We start from the raw sequence: 13,609 nt of genomic DNA, 5'->3' as shown, positions 1-13,609 counted from the left end.
TTCAGCGCTGGACCGCCTCCATCGGCGTGCCATTGTCGACCAGCGCCGACAGCGTCGCAGCTTCCATGCCCGGTGAACCACACACCAGCACCTGATGACGGTCGAAGGGCTCCTGAACGGCGATGACGTCGGCGAGACTGCCTTCCCAGCAGTGCTTCGCCCCGAACTTCGCGTCAGGATCCGCGACGTGTGCATTGATGGCCTCGTGCCACCTGTCCGGCGCCCATGGGTCCGCCAATTGATCCACCACCGGCACGACTTTCAGCCAGGGCAGTTCGGACGCAAGGATCCACAACAGATCCGCGGCATACAGATCGCTGGGCGATCGACCACCGAAGTACAACGTCACTCGCGGTGGCGACGGTCGACGCGTCAGGTCCAGGATGAGCGAACGCATCGGCGCCAGCCCGGTTCCTCCGGCGATCATGACGACATCTCGACCGGAGTTGTCGATGTGAAAGTTGCCGCCCGGATTGCGGAGTTGCCACACGTCACCCGGGCGGGTCTCGTTGACGATCGACCCGCTGACCCAGCCCGCCGGGACTGCTCGAACATGAAATTCGAGTTTGCCGTCCGCCGACGGCGGAAGCGCCGAGGAATACCGTCGAGACAGTGTTGCGTTCTGCGGCACCACGACCTCGATCGACTGTCCGGCTCGAAATGGAACGGCGTCCCCGACGAGGCGGACGACAGCCAAGTCGTTGCGTAGTCGGTTGTACTGGACCACTTTTGCGTTCCACGTCTGCATGGCGTCAAGGATAAGCGGTCTCACCGCCTGTGCGCGATCAGCCGATGGCTTCCGGTCTTCGACAAGGATGCTCAGCGTTGGTGTCGCGGTTTCCAGACGACCAATGCACTGCGTTGTACGGGAACGAGATCGCGTCGGTAGCTCGCGTGCACGTTCGCCAACTCGTGGGCGAGTTCGGTGACACGTGCCTGCAAAGCCTCGACCTGATTGGTCAGCTCGATGATCCGCTTGATGCCTGCCAGGTTCACGCCCTCGTTCTGCGAGAGCCGCTGCACTTCGCGCAGCAGTGCCACATCGCGCGGGGAGTAACGCCGTCCCCCACCGGTAGTGCGGTGCGGCGTCACCAACCCCAAGCGGTCGTACGTACGCAGGGTTTGCGCGTGCATTCCTGCGAGTTGGGCTGCGACCGAGATGACGAACACCTGTGCATCGGGGTCAGCGTGACCGGTCACTACGCACCTGCCCACCCGGCCCGCGGGTCGAATCCGCTGGCCTTCTCGGCTTCCAGATAAGCGTGCAGTGCCTCGATGGCAGGATCGTCGAGTTTCTGCGGCACCGCGACCTTGACGGTGACCATCAGGTCACCTGCAGTGCCCGTCTTCTTGGGAACTCCTCGTCCACGAACACGCAGCACACGTCCGTCGACGGTGCCCGGTGGAACTTTGACGCCGACTCGGCCGTCGAGGGTCGGGATCGACAACGTGGCTCCGAGGACCAGTTCGCCGTAACTGACCGGCACCGTCACGGTGAGATCGTCGCCGTTGCGGCCGAAAACCTTGTCGGGCCGAACTCGGACGGTGACGTACAGATCGCCCGACGGCGCCCCGCGCAGTCCGGCCTCACCCTGGCCTGCCAATCTGATCTTCTGGCCGTCGGACACTCCGGGCGGGACACGCACGGTGATGGTGCGCGTGCGATTCTGCACTCCGGTACCGCGGCAGTCCTGGCACGGATCGTCGATGATCGAACCGGTTCCGCGGCAGTCGTCGCACGGCTCACTGAACCCGAACGCGCCTTGGTTGCGGTTGACCACGCCTGCGCCGTTGCACCTGGGGCACACGCGCGGGCTGGTTCCTGGTTTCGCACCGCTGCCGTGACACGTGGTGCACGAGGACGGGCTGGTGAGTCGCAGCGGAACGGTGACGCCTTGGGTGGCTTCACGGAAACCGAGAGTGGTCTCGGTCTCGACGTCGCTGCCCCGTCGTGGACGGTTGCCCGCGGGGCGCTGCTGCGTCCCACCGCGGTTGAACAGTCCACCGAAGATGTCGCCGATTCCGCCGTCGCCGCCACCACCGGCCTGACCGAAGATGTCGCCGACGTCGAAGGTCTGGCCTCCGCCGCCGCCTCCACCGAATCCGCCCGAACTGGGGCTGAAGCCGCCTCCGCCCTGACCGAATCCACCGGACGCGAAGAGTCGACGTGCCTCGTCGTACTCCTTACGTTTCGCCGGATCGATGAGAACCGACTTGGCCTCGCTGACCGCCTTGAAGCGGCGCTCGGCCTCGGCGTTTCCGGGATTGGCATCAGGATGGTTGTCCTTGGCCAGCTTCCGGTACGCCTTGTTTATCTCGTCTGTGGACGCGTTGGAGGAAACGCCCAGTTCCTTGTAGAAGTCCTTCTCGATCCACTCCCGCTGGCTCACCGGGCGTTTCCTCCTCTCGCGCTATTTTTGTTCACTGCCCCTCGGGAGCATCGGCTCCCGAATCTTGTGATGCATCGTCGACCACACCGACCATCGCAGTCCGTAGGACACGATCTCCGAGCTTGTAACCCGGACGCATCAGCGTTCCGATCACTGGTTCGTTACCGTCACCCTCATGGGAGACGGCTTCGTGAACCGACGGATCGAACGTGTCACCGATGGCGCCGAACGCGGCTAGTCCGATGTTGTCGAACACACTGGCGAGCTTGTCCGAGAGCGCCTTCAGTGGACCCGTCTCGAGGTCTCCGTGCTGTCGAGCTCGCTCGAGATCGTCGAGGACCGGGAGTAGCTGAGAGACGACAGACGCTTTCGCGTTCTCCGCTCCCGTCTGCTTCTCGCGGTCGGTCCGACGACGGTAGTTGGCATACTCTGCCGACACCCGCTGCAGATCGGCAGTCAGTTCCGCGATCTTTGTATCGCGCACATCTTCCACCACCTCTGCCTCGACATCCCCTTCGTCCACCGAGTCGGGCTGGGGCGCAGCCCCGGTGCCCACGAGGGGCTCCGGAACTGCGTCACCTTCCCGAACTTCACCGGTTTCGGGATCGATCTTTCGCTTGTCCACGAAAGTAACCGGTTCCTGCTCGGTGTTTCCGGACGTCACTTCTTGTCCGTGTCGACGGGCTCGTCCACGACCTCGGCGTCGACGACACCGTCGTCAGCAGCCTGAGCCCCGCCCTCTGCGCTGCCCTGCTCGTTGGCCTGAGCCTCGTAGATGGCGGTGCCGAGTGCCTGCGACTCGGTGGACAGCTTCTCCACGGCGGACTTGACCGCCGAGATGTCGCTACCGGCGAGAGCCGATTTGGCCTCTTCGATTGCCGACTCGACACGGCCCTTGAGCTCGGCGTCGACCTTGTCCTCGTTGTCCTTGACGAACTTCTCCGTCTGGTGGACGAGGGACTCGGCCTGGTTGCGGACCTCGGCCTCTTCGCGACGAGCCTTGTCCTCGTCTGCGTGAGCTTCCGCGTCGGCGACCATGCGGTCGATCTCTTCCTTGGACAAGCCGGAGCCGTCCTGGATCTTGATCGTATTTTCCTTGCCGGTGCCCTTGTCCTTGGCCGTGACGTGCACGATGCCGTTGGCATCGATGTCGAACGTGACCTCGATCTGGGGCACTCCGCGAGGAGCAGGTGGCAGATCCGTCAGCTCGAAGGAGCCGAGGAGCTTGTTGTGCGAAGCGATCTCGCGCTCACCCTGGAAGACCTGGATCTGCACCGAAGGCTGATTGTCGTCAGCGGTGGTGAAGGTCTCGGACCTCTTGGTCGGGATGGTGGTGTTGCGCTCGATGAGCTTGGTCATCACGCCACCCTTGGTCTCGATGCCGAGGGACAGCGGTGTGACGTCGAGGAGCAGAACGTCCTTGACCTCACCCTTGAGCACGCCCGCCTGCAATGCAGCACCGACGGCCACGACCTCGTCCGGGTTGACGCCCTTGTTGGGCTCGCGTCCACCGGAGAGTTCCTTGACCAGCTCGGAGACCGCAGGCATACGCGTCGAACCACCGACGAGTACGACGTGGTCGATGTCCTTGACGGCGATGCCGGAGTCCTTGACCACTGCCTGGAACGGCGCACGAGTGCGATCGAGCAGGTCGGAGGTGATCTTCTGGAACTCCGAGCGGCTGAGCTGCTCGTCGAGGAACAACGGGTTCTTGTCCGCGTCGACCGTGATGTACGGAAGGTTGATCGACGTGCTCTGCCCGGAGGACAGTTCGATCTTCGCCTTCTCTGCAGCTTCACGCAGACGCTGCAGGGCCATCTTGTCCTTGGTCAGATCGATGCCGTTCTGAGCCTTGAACTTGTCGACGAGCCAGGTGACGATCCGCTCGTCCCAGTCGTCGCCACCGAGGTGGTTGTCGCCCGAGGTTGCACGGACCTCGACGACACCGTCGCCGATATCGAGCAGGGAGACGTCGAACGTGCCGCCACCGAGGTCGAACACCAGAATGGTCTGCTCGCTGTCGCCCTTGTCCAGGCCGTATGCGAGTGCAGCCGCGGTGGGCTCGTTGACGATGCGCAGGACGTTGAGGCCGGCGATCTGGCCGGCTTCCTTGGTTGCCTGACGCTGCGCGTCCTCGAAGTAAGCGGGCACGGTGATGACCGCGTCGGTGATTTCCTCGCCCAGGTAGGCCTCGGCGTCGCGCTTCAGCTTCTGCAGCGTGCGCGCGCTGATCTCCTGTGGCGTGTACTTCTTACCGTCGATCTCCACGTTCCAGTCCGTGCCGATGTGACGCTTCACGGAACGAATCGTGCGGTCGACGTTGGTGACCGCCTGGTTCTTCGCGGGCTGGCCGACGAGCACTTCACCATTCTTGGCGAAGGCGACGACCGACGGTGTGGTGCGTGATCCCTCGGCGTTGGCGACCACAACCGGCTCGCCGCCCTCTAGGACGGACACAACCGAGTTGGTGGTCCCGAGGTCGATACCGACCGCACGAGCCATAATGTTTCCTCCTGTTGTTGCTGTGGAAAATGCCTAGCTGAGTGAACTGCACTCAAGTCTGCAAGACATCTTTTGATTCGTCAAGCTGGAGTTGAGCCTCATCCACTCAAGGCTGTCGAAAGGGTTAACGGAGGATTCACGGGATTTGTTCCCGGGGCAGTCCCACTCACACGGATGCGCCGTGACGGCAGTGCCGTCACGGCGCAGGATCGAGGTGAAACCTTCCGCTACTACTCCTCGGTGTCGGCGGGCTCCGGTGCGCAATCGACAGTGAGCAGGCCGACAGCGACGTTGTTCGTGTAGTTGGCGTCGAGCTGCGGTGAGAACACCGCCACGCCGCCCGGGCGCGAGACCCACTCGGTTGCCCCACTCGGCACGATCACCTTTTCCGTCTTACCCGGATCGATCTTCTCGACGGTGGCGGCACCGTTGACATCGGGCAGCACCGCATAGTTGACGGACACCGCGGATGCGGCACCCTTGCCGACGTTCTCGACCGAGATCTCCAGCGCGCCAACCCTCTCCCCCTCCGGCTTCTTGCCGTCTTTCGCCACGCATGCCGTTCCGATCGTGACGACGAGGTCGGGTGATTCGGCGACCGAGGAACCGAAGGGGCTTGCGGGTGCTTCGGGCTCCGCGGAGGCGATGGGCGCCAGGACGACCGCACCCATGGCGGCGGCAAGAGCGGCTGTCGAGGCCAGGACGGTGGCGCGGGCGATGTGACGCATGAGGATCTCCTGTTACAGATGAGGTTGGTGTTGCAGTTGATGTTGTTGTTGCCAGATTGACTATTACCTATGCGAACCAGACATTCCATACCAGGCGGTCTCGATTGAGTGACGCTTTGCTTACCGGTCGATCACGTTGTCTTGGAACAACATCGATGTAATTCTCGGGCCGAACACTGGGCACCGGGTTTCGCCTGCGCCCCGACCGGGGATGTACCAGACTGCGGACCTTCCGTTCCCTACGTAGGGTTTGAGGAAAAGCGAGGCTACGGAGGCACATGGATCCCGAAGTGCAGCACGAACCAAGCGAGATCACCTACGACGAGAAGTTCTACCCGGCCAGACCTCGACCGCTTCGCCCCTCCGTCCGTCGGGCCAACCGGATCGGCAACTCCTCCCAGGACAGCGATCCGTCCGCCGCCAATGGCGAATACGTCGAATGGCTGACCGAGCAGTCGATGCTGCGGGACGCCAAACTCATCGCCGAACAGCTCTCCGGCAAAGGCAGTATGTGGCAGAACCCCTATGCCGACCCCAACCCACGGGGGGCCGTCGAGCGCGCGCCCGTCTGGTTCACCGCCTACCCGATCTCGGTGATCAACGCTCCGCAGACCAGCTTTCTACACACCCTGGGCAGCGAAGAGCTCTGGCAGGCCTTCTCCGATATCGGCATCACCGCCGTCCACACCGGACCGGTCAAGGTCGCCGGCGGTATCCACGGTTGGAAGCCGACGCCTTCGGTAGACGGTCACTTCGATCGCATCGGGATGCAGATCGATCCCGCGTTCGGCTCGGAGGAAGAGTTTCGTCGCCTGTGCGTCGTCGCCGCCGCATACGACGGCATCGTCATCGACGACATCGTCCCGGGGCACACCGGTAAGGGAGCGGATTTCCGCCTCGCCGAAATGGCGGTCGCCGACTACCCGGGGATCTACCACATGGTGGAGATCGAGCCGGAGGACTGGCATCTACTACCGCGTGTCCGTGCCGGTGCCGACTCGCAGAACATCGACGCCGAAGCCGAAGCCAATCTCGCGCGCGCCGGCTACATCATCGGCCAGCTCCAACGCGTCATCTTCTACGAGCTCGGAGTGAAGGAAACCAACTGGAGCGCAACAGCTCCCGTCGTCGGCATCGACGGCATCGAGCGTCGCTGGGTGTACCTGCACTACTTCAAGGCCGGGCAGCCGTCGATCAACTGGCTCGACCCGTCGTTCGCCGGGATGCGCCTGGTGATCGGCGACGCATGCCACTCCATTGCCGACCTCGGCGCCGGTGCGCTGCGCTTGGACGCCAATGGCTTCCTCGGTGTCGAGCGCCGCGCGGAAGGCCCCGGCTGGTCGGAGGGGCACCCCCTGTCGGAGGCTGCGAATCATCTGATCGCCAGTGTGGTGCGCAAGATGGGCGGATTCACCTTCCAGGAGTTGAATCTGACGATCGACGACATCAAGGCCATGAGCGAGAACGGCGCCGACCTGTCGTACGACTTCATCAACCGGCCCGCCTACCATCACGCGCTCGTCATGGGGAATACCGAATTCCTCCGGCTCACCATGACACTGTGCCGTGACCACGGCGTCGACCCGGCCTCGCTGGTGCACGCCCTACAGAACCACGATGAGCTGACCTTCGAGCTCATCCACTTCGCAACACTGCACGCGGAGGACGAGTTCCACTACTGCGGCGACGTCGTGAAGGGTTCGGATCTCGGCGATCTGATTCGGTCCGATCTCACCGATCGACTCACCGGACGTTGGGCACCGTACAACCGAACCTTCACCACCAACGGAATCGCCTGCACCACAGCCAGTGTCATCACCGCTTCACTCGGTATCCGCGATCTCGATCGGATGGACGAGTCCGATATCGACACCGTCAGAACCGTTCATCTGATGCTCGCGATGTTCAACGCCCTGCAGCCGGGCGTGTTCGCGTTGTCGGGCTGGGACCTGCTCGGTGTGCTCCCTATCGACGCCGAGGACGTAGCCGAGTTGATTCGCGAAGGCGACACCCGCTGGATCAACCGTGGCGCCCACGATCTGATGGACAGTTTCCCCGACGCGGTCCGCTCGGAATCGGGCATACCCCGTGGCCGCAGCCTCTATGGTGCATTGCCTGCACAGCTGAAGGATCCGAACTCGTTCGCCAGCCAGCTCGGACGAATCATCGAGATTCGCAACAGGTTCGGCATCGCCACCGCGCAGCAACTCGATGTACCGACCGTCTCGCACAAGGGCCTGTTGGTGATGGTGCACGAACTGGGTCAGGGCACCATTCAGGCAACGGTCATCAACTTCTCCTCGGACGAGGTAGCGGCCACCATCCAGTCCAAGTTCCTGACTCCCGGCGCGGGCGTCTTCGACATGTTCGAGGACTCGGAACTCGGCGTAGTCGACGAGCTCAACAGCTTCCCGATGACCCTCGCCCCATACCAGGGGGTGCCGGTCATTCTGCGCTGAAGCACGGATCAACGCGTCACGGCGACAACACCTTCCGCGCTGCGCGCCGCAATAGCGCAGGCGCGCGAGGTGAACTGATCGAGCAGTGGATGCTCGGAAAGTCTGCGCCACTTCGAGATCGCGTCGAGCGCCCTGTCGCGGCGCTCGGCCGGTCCGGAGTCCGGATCCAAGCCAAGTCGGACGGCGGTGTCGATGCCGTATCCGCCGATGATCCGCTGCAGTTCCGCGAGATCGCCGTCGGGCAGTTTCGGGACGGTGGATCGTAGCCGTCCGAGCAGCCGTAGTTCTTGAAAGCCATGCACGTCGGCCAGCATCCGGCCCGCTTCGGCTCGAAAGACTGCGGACTGTGCGATCGGCCGAGATTCTAAAATGCGCTGCAGCGCAACGAGTGCCGAATGTAGTTTCAGCTGGTCCGCGCGTTGACCGAACTGCACGTCGATCACCGATCGTAGTTCGCTCAACCCGCTACGTTCGACCAATTCCGCTGCCAATGTCGGCGAATCACGGACGCCGAGTTTGATCAGAGTGATCGCCATCCTGATTCCGAACATGCCGAAGCGATCGACGATCGACGCCCGCAGATCCGCATCGACCGGCAGCAGCCCGGGTCGGGAGAACCTGTCGGCCGACAGCATCGCCAACGTCAGATCTTCGTCGGGCACACCTGCCAGGGTTTCGAAGGCCGCGAACTCCGATTGCCGCAATGTTCCAGCGGCCAGCGCGAGCAACCCCGCAACGGGTACGACGGCCTGGCACAGTCCTGTCGATTCCAACTCCGCAGCGAACCGGGCCGCGACCTCGTGCGCGGACATCATCGCGTCCATCCGGCCTGCCCCGACTTCGTCCGCACGTGAGAGAACTCCGATCACACCGAGCGGTCCCGACTCACCGCCGACATGAGCACCGATCTGGCTGAGAAAGCTCACGTCGGTAGCGTTGAGTGTTCGCATCAGATATACGACTGCGTCGGCCCCGGAAGAGGAGTTCTCCGGCGCCAGCATCGACAGGGTGCGAGCCGAGACGTCTCGGGAGAGAGAGGAGGTGCCAGGCGTATCGATGATGGTGCTGTGTGTCAGGGCGCGCGCAGGCCACTCGACTTCGAGACGATCGACATCGGACGCGGTCAGGTCGCCGAGGTCGAACGCCAAGCGTCCGTCGGGGCGCTGCACCGGCACGTGTGTGGACTTGTCTCCGTCGTACCAGGCTGTGACGTTCGGACTGGCCCCGTTGCGATACCAGGTGACGACCTTGGTGCACTCGGTGGCGTCGGTCGGCGCTATGTCCTGCCCGACAAGAGAATTGAGCAGTGTCGACTTACCGGCCTTGAGCGACCCGGCGAGCGCGACGCGCAGCGGCTGACCCAGCCGATCCAGTACCTGGGTCAGTGAGGCAGCGGCGTAGGTGTCGATCGAATAGGCAGCGCGTGCGGCGGAGATCAGCTCACGGGCATCGGCGAGCGGTGTCACTGTGCCCGGCCGTTCGGCACTAGAGCGGAAGCACGCTCGTTGAGCTCCGCGACGACCTTCATCTCCCGGTCCAAATGCCCTATTCTCGTCGATCTTTCGGTTGTTTCGACTGTTGCTGCTTCCTGCGCTGCGCGCAGCGAATCGTTGAGCGATCGCAGCGTCTGCTCGGCGATGGAGGTGAAGTGATCGCGTAGCACCCGCTGAATCAGACGCAAACGATCCTTCGATTCCTTACCGACCTGAAAGCTGACGTCATCGGTGAAGCGGCGAATCGCGATCTTGGCTTCCGAACGACGAGCCCGGACCTGATTTTCTTTGTCTTCCTTGTAAGCCTTGGTGCCCAGCAGCACGCCGGCACCGATGGAAATCGGATTGAGGAGACTGAGCCCGACGAAGGTGGTGATGAGCCCGAACATCAGCACCCCTCCATACGATCCACGCATTCCGACGAGGACTTTCTGAGTGATCCCGGTCTTCCCCGTCTCCAGATCGGCAAGCGAGGCAACGGGTTCGAGAATGTCGTCGAGATCGCCGAGATCGAGATCGGGCAGCGCGACCGCACCGGCGGCCGCGAAGTGCTCCGCGACGAGCTCGGACAACCACAGCGCACGGTCGTGTGCCCACACGAAGTTGTCACCCACCGATGCCGCGATCTGCTCTTCGAGCCAGTCCCCGAGCTCGAGCCAGTCCGAACTCGGGTCCCCGCCGTCCACTGTCTCCTCCGCCTCGCGTGTCACTCGACGCAGTCGATCACGCAGGTCGTGGTCGATATCCGCGGCGAGGTCGGCGATGCCGTCGGAGAGGGTGTGCTGCCACTGCGAGGTCTTCTTGTGCAGCTCCTCGGCCGCCGCTTTCGCCCGTTGCAGTCCGGCAACAGCTGCCTCGGCTCGCTGCGGATCACGTAGTGCCGCAAGCTCGCTCCCCATTGCCAGCGCGAGATGCTCGGTGACCGACCTGATGTCGAGCGAGACGGCAGCTCGCGTCGTCGCATCGGCGCGCGAGAGGACGTTCTCGCGGAGGAAGGTGTAGAGCTCGGGAAATCCCGACTCGCTGTTCAACTCTTCGTCACTGAGCCGAAGTGCGTGTGATCGCAGCAAGGAGGACAGTGCGATGATCGGCACATCGAGGCCTTCACGCGCCAGGTGAGCGAGGTTGGCGTCGACGATCTGCCGCCAGTGCGGATAGAGATCGGTCTTGGTGACCAACAAGGCCACCGAAGGGCAGAGGCCGAGAACCTGTCGGAGAAAAGACACTTCGGGCTCGGTGAGCTCGCGACTGGCATCGGAGACGACCAGTACCGCGTCTGCGGACGGTATCAACCCGAGTGTGCCTGCCGCATGCGGGTTTCCATGGCCACCCACGCCGGGAGTATCGATGAGCACGAGCCCGTCGGCCAGTAGCGGACTCGGTACGTTGACCTCGAGTCGAAGGACCTCGCGGGATTGCGCTCGAGGATCCGCGGGGGTGATGGTCTGTAGTTCTTCGAGCGGTACTTCGACCCGAACAGCCTCGTTGCCCGGATCGGCAAGCACCAGTTCTGCATACGGACGTTCGGAGTTCTGCACGACGGTGGGGATGGCGGTCGTTTCGTCGTCACCGACCGAACACACGTCGAGGTTGAGCAACGAGTTGACGAATTGGCTTTTTCCCTGTTTCAAAGGCCCGACGACGACGATGCGCCTTCTGGGATCGAGCACTCGCTCCTTCGCGAGTTCCACCCTCGACACGAGATCGGACCGGCCGACGCGCTGCGCCACTTCCGCAGTGCGATCGAGCAAATCGGCCAGCTGCTTCGATTGCCCGTCCATAGCCTTCTTTCCGATACACGTTCCTTCTCGAGCGTTCGGGTGAACTCTATCGACAGAGCCGCCCCGGGCGAACCGAACCGCCCGGGGCCACCTACAACCGCATGGTTACGGGTCGAGCAGATCGGTGTGGTGATCACCGGTCGACAGGTCGGCGACCGACTGTGCCGAGCTGTCGAAGTCTCCGTGCAGACCGGCGTCCGAGTGCAGACCCGCGTCGGACTGTGCTTGTCCGAAGATGCTCGAATCCACACCGGACCAGGCGCTCGAATCGAAGGCCGAAGTCGAATCGAACGATCCGGACGCGCCGCTCGTGATGCCGCCGGGGACTGCACCGACCATGTCGCTTCCACCGGCAGCGGCACCAGATAGATCGGCGGACAGATCCGCAACCGAACCGAGCCCACCACCGAGTGCGCCTGCTACCTCTGCGCCCGTGGAGACAGCCGCGTCGGCACCAGCGGATGCGCCGGCGTCGATGGTTCCGGCTACGCCGCCGCCGATGTCCACTGCACCCGCTGCTGCGCCGTCGAGCGCACCGGTCAGCGAGCCACCCAGCTCACTGCCCGCGCTGCCGAGCCCACCGGCAAGGCCGCCGCCCAGCCCGGCAAGCCCGGACAATCCACCGGAGACCCCCGCGCCTGCTTCGCCGACGGCGATGCTGCTGTCGATTCCACCGGTGACGCCTGCACCGGTAAGACCACTGAGGTCGAGATCGCCGGATCCTGCGACGCCCCCTGCGGCGCCGAGAGCTGATCCGAGAGCACCGTCGAGGGTTGCTTCGAGTTCGGTACCGCCACCGAGGACTGCGCTCAGATCCAGTGCACCGCTCGTGTCGAGAACAGCGTCGAAGGCCGCTCCGAGGCCTGCCCCCGCCTCGCCGCCCACGCTGAATGCACCGCCGAGAACACCTTCGAGTGTGGTCGCAACACTTGCCTCGCCCGAAGCGTCGATCGCAGTGTTCAGCGCAGCGGTCAGGCTGCCGACGACGCTGATGTCCAGATCGAGGGCAGTACCGAGGGCGCCGCCGACGAGGACACCGATGTCGGCGTTCGCGATTGCGGTGAGATCGAGGTCTGCCAATGCGCCGGCGTCCAGTACGGCACCGAGCGCTGCGCCCAGGGTGCCGCCGAGGTCACCGTCGACGGCGAGGACACCCTCCAGAGCTCCGCCTAGTTCGACGCCGATTCCCCCGCCTGCACTGAACGCCGCGTCGAGTGCCGAGCCCAGGCCGACCGCGATGTCGCTTCCGAGTCCGAGGCCGGCGCTCAATGCCACACCGAGATCGCCGGTGAGATCGAGTGCGGCCTCACCGATCACGGTGCCGAAGACGTCACCGAGCGCAGCGCCGAGATCGGCTCCGATGGTTCCGCCGACGCCGAACACTGTGCCGAGTGCAGCGCTCAGGGCACCGTCCACACCGGCAAGGACGTCGAGATCGATGCTGCCGACTGCACCGAATGCGGCATCGAGCGCTGCGTCGAACGCTCCGGTGATCTCGCCGCCGAGCTCGATTCCGCCACCGATGAGTCCGGTCAGGGCGCCGCCGATATCTGCCGCGCCACCGAGGTCGATCGATCCACCTGCGCCGATGGCAACTTCGAGTGCGGCGCCGAATGCTGCGCCGAGGTCGGCTCCGATGTGTCCGCCTGCGGCGAGAGCTGCACTGAGCGAGGCACCGATCTGGACCGCGATGTCACCGGCCAGATCGACCTCTCCGCCCACGCTGCCACCTACACCACCACCGATGTCGCCTCCGATGAGTCCGCCACCTGCAAGCCCTCCGCCTGCGACGGCACCGGCTGTCAGTCCAAGGCCGGTCGATAGTCCACCGCCGATACCGCCGCCGATTGCGCCACCACCGGCCAGGCCGCCTTCGATGCCTCCCGATGCGCCCGCACCGAGGATGGCCGAGAGCTGCGAGCTTGCTCCTGCGAACAGCCCTGACTCGGCTACCAGGGGGGCAACCGCGACGATGTCGGCGTGGCACACATCGCCCAACCCTGCCGTGGCCAGCGCGATATCCGGGTTGGCGCAGTATGCGGCAGCTGCCTTGTCGTCGCGAAGCAGGCTGAGGATGAAGTCGAGTACTGCGTTGGTGGCCATGTGAAGTGGCTCCATTCTTTTGCTCGGTCTTTCGTGGTTGATCACAAAGCTATGTGCCGCCGATCCCCGGCAGAACGGGGCCGATCCCCCTAGTCGGACCAGCAGGCCCAGGGGTGAGCCGTTAGGGGATTCGGAGCTGTTAGGGGATTTCCC

The 13,609-nt window shown here is 64.0% G+C and carries 10 protein-coding genes; 1 reads left to right on the top strand and 9 read right to left on the bottom strand.

All coding sequences use genetic code 11. The features are described from left to right. Window position 1 precedes the first annotated feature (1 nt). The 6 genes from BJD99_RS12720 to BJD99_RS12695 all read right to left on the bottom strand — a co-directional run bounded on the left by BJD99_RS12720 (window position 2) and on the right by BJD99_RS12695 (window position 5,620). Window positions 2–748 carry an FAD-binding oxidoreductase gene (locus tag BJD99_RS12720; protein WP_084347208.1) on the bottom strand — a complete coding sequence of 249 codons (747 nt, stop codon included), beginning with the start codon at window positions 746–748 and terminating at the stop codon, window positions 2–4. 71 nt (window positions 749–819) lie between these two features. Next, window positions 820–1,200, bottom strand: coding sequence for a heat shock protein transcriptional repressor HspR (locus tag BJD99_RS12715; protein ID WP_179142319.1), 381 nt, complete (start codon window positions 1,198–1,200; stop codon window positions 820–822). Further along, complete coding sequence (gene dnaJ / locus BJD99_RS12710; protein WP_084347206.1) at window positions 1,200–2,390, bottom strand: molecular chaperone DnaJ; 1,191 nt, start codon at window positions 2,388–2,390, stop codon at window positions 1,200–1,202. The genes BJD99_RS12715 and dnaJ overlap by 1 nt, the downstream gene beginning before the upstream one ends. 31 nt (window positions 2,391–2,421) lie before the next feature. After that, entirely contained in the window at window positions 2,422–3,054 is a 633-nt protein-coding gene (gene grpE, locus BJD99_RS12705; RefSeq protein WP_084347205.1) for a nucleotide exchange factor GrpE, read from the bottom strand. Further along, window positions 3,051–4,892, bottom strand: coding sequence for a molecular chaperone DnaK (gene dnaK, locus BJD99_RS12700; RefSeq protein WP_084347204.1), 1,842 nt, complete (start codon window positions 4,890–4,892; stop codon window positions 3,051–3,053). The genes grpE and dnaK overlap by 4 nt, the downstream gene beginning before the upstream one ends. A 230-nt stretch (window positions 4,893–5,122) precedes the next feature. Then, the gene (locus tag BJD99_RS12695) at window positions 5,123–5,620 is read right to left on the bottom strand and encodes a Pro-kumamolisin, activation domain family protein (RefSeq protein WP_084347203.1); all 498 of its coding nucleotides are present in this window, start codon (window positions 5,618–5,620) and stop codon (window positions 5,123–5,125) included. Window positions 5,621–5,898: 278 nt separating this feature from the next. Here BJD99_RS12695 and treS point away from each other — a divergent pair, with 278 nt between their 5' ends. Further along, window positions 5,899–8,079 carry a maltose alpha-D-glucosyltransferase gene (gene treS, locus BJD99_RS12690; protein WP_084347202.1) on the top strand — a complete coding sequence of 727 codons (2,181 nt, stop codon included), beginning with the start codon at window positions 5,899–5,901 and terminating at the stop codon, window positions 8,077–8,079. An 8-nt stretch (window positions 8,080–8,087) separates the two neighbouring features. On the opposite strand, the gene BJD99_RS12685 is transcribed toward treS, so the two are convergent. The 3 genes from BJD99_RS12685 to BJD99_RS12675 form a co-directional block, all read right to left on the bottom strand. Next, window positions 8,088–9,545: a dynamin family protein gene (locus BJD99_RS12685; RefSeq protein ID WP_084347201.1), complete on the bottom strand. Its 1,458-nt coding sequence runs from the start codon at window positions 9,543–9,545 to the stop codon at window positions 8,088–8,090. After that, entirely contained in the window at window positions 9,542–11,353 is a 1,812-nt protein-coding gene (locus BJD99_RS12680) for a dynamin family protein (protein ID WP_084347200.1), read from the bottom strand. The genes BJD99_RS12685 and BJD99_RS12680 overlap by 4 nt, the downstream gene beginning before the upstream one ends. A gap of 105 nt (window positions 11,354–11,458) precedes the next feature. Then, entirely contained in the window at window positions 11,459–13,456 is a 1,998-nt protein-coding gene (locus BJD99_RS12675) for an IniB N-terminal domain-containing protein (protein WP_084347199.1), read from the bottom strand. Window positions 13,457–13,609: the final 153 nt, after the last annotated feature.

This window comes from Rhodococcus sp. 1163 (genome assembly GCF_002091985.1).
Classification (GTDB): domain Bacteria; phylum Actinomycetota; class Actinomycetes; order Mycobacteriales; family Mycobacteriaceae; genus Rhodococcoides.
Note: the sequence above shows the minus strand (reverse complement) of the source record. Positions and strands in the feature narration are given on the sequence as shown.

Excerpts from the sequence above, each read along its gene's own strand:
- BJD99_RS12720 (WP_084347208.1), bottom strand. The coding sequence starts at position 748 with ATGCAGACGTGGAACGCAAAAGTGGTCCAGTACAACCGACTACGCAAC.
- dnaK (WP_084347204.1), bottom strand. The coding sequence starts at position 4,892 with ATGGCTCGTGCGGTCGGTATCGACCTCGGGACCACCAACTCGGTTGTG.
- BJD99_RS12695 (WP_084347203.1), bottom strand. The coding sequence starts at position 5,620 with ATGCGTCACATCGCCCGCGCCACCGTCCTGGCCTCGACAGCCGCTCTT.
- treS (WP_084347202.1), top strand. The coding sequence starts at position 5,899 with ATGGATCCCGAAGTGCAGCACGAACCAAGCGAGATCACCTACGACGAG.
- BJD99_RS12680 (WP_084347200.1), bottom strand. The coding sequence starts at position 11,353 with ATGGACGGGCAATCGAAGCAGCTGGCCGATTTGCTCGATCGCACTGCG.
- BJD99_RS12675 (WP_084347199.1), bottom strand. The coding sequence starts at position 13,456 with ATGGCCACCAACGCAGTACTCGACTTCATCCTCAGCCTGCTTCGCGAC.